Consider the following 2,582-nt stretch of genomic DNA (forward strand, 5'->3'; position numbering starts at 1 on the left):
GGTTAGCGTCCGGGCAACCCATCTTGATACGTTAGGGCGTATCGATGAGCATAAGTCTCCATTTATATAGGTGGAGCAATGCACTCTTCAGACCCTCTTGAAGTCAGTCCGGCGTCACGGCGGCGGCGATATGATCCCCAATTCAAGGCCGAACTGGTTGCCTATTGTCAGCAGCGTGGCATCTCCGTGGCGTCGGTTGCTCGTGATCACGGCATCAACGCGAATCTTGTTCGCCGTTGGATCCAGGAACACGAGCGTTATGGTGACCTCGATGTCAGCACAACACCCTCGCCGATCCAACGTGATGTCGCGGCCCAGTTCATTGCCGTGCCGGCCTCGATGAACAAACCTATCGAGTCGGCGTCACAGGACCCGTCACCACCGATCCAGATCAAGCTTGAACGTGGCGATTTAATCGTCTCGATTCAATGGCCACTGAGCCACGCGCAGCAATGTGCTGCGTGGCTAAATGAAGTCACTCGATGATCCGTATTGACCAGATCTGGCTGGCCGTCGAGCCGATGGATATGCGTGCGGGTACTGACACGGCACTGGCCCGAGTGGTAAAGGTCTTCGGTGCTGCACAGCCACACCACGCGTATTTGTTCGCCAACCGTCGAGCTAACCGTTTAAAAGTGTTGGTACACGATGGCCTGGGCGTCTGGCTGGCGGCTAGACGGTTGCACCAGGGCGGGTTTACTTGGCCTCGTTCGGGCGAGGCGCAGCTCATGTTGAGCGACGAACAACTGCAGGCCTTGGTCATAGGTCTGCCCTGGCACCGTATCGGGCCTAACGGCGTGATTGACGTTCTCTGATTGGCAGGCTGGATTCTGGCGACTCACTTTTACTTGGCACGTAACTGCCGCGTTATGCCATCGGGGCATGCGCCAATGGCGTAGGTGCCTCAGTCATGTAACACTTAGGGCCATGACTACGCCGCCGATGCCCGACCTTGCCAACATGGATGCGCCCGCCTTGCGCACGCTGTTGCTCGAGGTGCTGGCCGAGCGCGAGGCGCTCGAGCAGACGCGATCCGAGCTTGAACAACTAACAGTGCGTCAGGCACAAGCGCAAACGGTCTACCAGGACGAGATCCGATACAAGGACGCCAAGATCGCGCAGTTGACCCACGAGATCGCGAGCCTGCGTCGCTATCAATTCGGTAAAAAAGGCGAGCAGCTCTCAGGGATACAAGGCAATCTGCTGGATGAGACCGTCAGTACGGACATCGCGGCCATTGAGACTGAACTTGAGATACTAAGCGGCCACCCCCTATCCAGACCGGCCAACCGCCCCAAGCGTGCCCGGTTACCCGAGCACTTGCCCCGCACCGAATACCGCCATGAGCCCGATAGCACGCACTGCCAGTGCGGATGCGAGTTGTTGCGCATCGGAGAAGAGGTCTCGGAGAAGCTGGATTACACACCGGGATTGTTTAGCGTAGAGCGCCACATCCGCGGCAAATGGGTGTGCAAACAATGCGCCACCCTAAAGCAGGCGCCAGTACCAGCCCATGTCATCGACAAAGGCATGGCCACTACCGGCTTGTTGGCTCACGTTCTGGTGGCCAAGTACGCCGACCATCTGCCGCTGTACCGGCAAGAGGCGATCTTCGAGCGAGCGGGCATGAAGCTGGCTCGCTCAACGCTTGCCGAATGGGTCGGAACCTGCGGCGTTCATCTGCAACCCTTGGTGGACGCCTTGCGCCAGGCGATTCTCGCGCATCGCGTGGTGCATGCCGACGAAACGCCGGTGCAAATGCTCCAGCCTGGCAGCAAAAAGACCCATCGAGCCTATCTCTGGGCCTATGCACCTGGTGCCTTCGAATCACTGAAGGCGGTGATCTACGACTTTACGCAAGGCCGTGCTGGTGAACACGCTCGCGCCTTCCTGGGGGACTGGCAAGGCAGTCTACTCTGTGACGACTACTCGGGCTATAAAGCCTGCTTTACTCAAGGCATGGCCGAGGTCGGGTGCATGGCGCATGCGCGGCGCAAGTTCTACGAGCTGCATGCCGCCAGTAAGAGTCAGTTAGCTGAGCAAGCTCTGCAGCATATCGGTCAACTCTATGAGGTTGAACGCCAGGTCAAGGACTTGGATATCGATGCTCGAAGGCGAATACGTCAGGAACGATCCAAACCCCTGGCCGACGCGCTGCACCTCTGGATGAAAGAGCAACGCGCCCGCGTTCCCGACGGATCAGCCACCGCCAAAGCCTTCGATTACAGCCTTAAACGCTGGAGTGCGCTCACGCGCTATCTAGATGATGGGCAGTTGCCGATCGACAACAACCACATTGAACGGCAGATCCGACCGGTTGCGGTGGGCCGGAATAATTGGCTGTTCGCGGGATCGCTGCGTGCAGGCAAACGGGCGGCTGCTGTGATGACGCTGGTTCAATCGGCCAAGCTCAATGGGCACGATCCGTATGCCTATCTCAAAGACGTACTCACGCGTCTGCCTACGCAGCCGGCCAGCCGGATCGATCAATTACTGCCGCATAACTGGCAACCGCAAACACCATAAACAGCAACGCCCGCTTATGCGGGCGTGTCAATATGGGATGGCCGGACGCTTACAGT

General features: G+C 58.4%; 3 protein-coding genes. All 3 read left to right on the top strand.

The window, feature by feature from the left end; translation table 11 throughout:
* Positions 1 to 78 precede the first annotated feature (78 nt).
* Positions 79 to 486, top strand: a complete 408-nt coding sequence (tnpA, locus tag ACNA0J_RS29625) for an IS66-like element accessory protein TnpA (protein ID WP_415822599.1) — start codon at positions 79 to 81, stop codon at positions 484 to 486.
* Positions 483 to 815 carry an IS66 family insertion sequence element accessory protein TnpB gene (gene tnpB / locus ACNA0J_RS29630; protein WP_094838079.1) on the top strand — a complete coding sequence of 111 codons (333 nt, stop codon included), beginning with the start codon at positions 483 to 485 and terminating at the stop codon, positions 813 to 815. The genes tnpA and tnpB overlap by 4 nt, the downstream gene beginning before the upstream one ends.
* Positions 816 to 960: 145 nt before the next feature.
* Complete coding sequence (gene tnpC / locus ACNA0J_RS29635) at positions 961 to 2,526, top strand: IS66 family transposase (protein ID WP_415822600.1); 1,566 nt, start codon at positions 961 to 963, stop codon at positions 2,524 to 2,526.
* Positions 2,527 to 2,582 lie beyond the last annotated feature (56 nt).

This window comes from Bordetella tumbae, from assembly GCF_965139195.1.
GTDB lineage: Bacteria > Pseudomonadota > Gammaproteobacteria > Burkholderiales > Burkholderiaceae_B > Bordetella_A > Bordetella_A tumbae.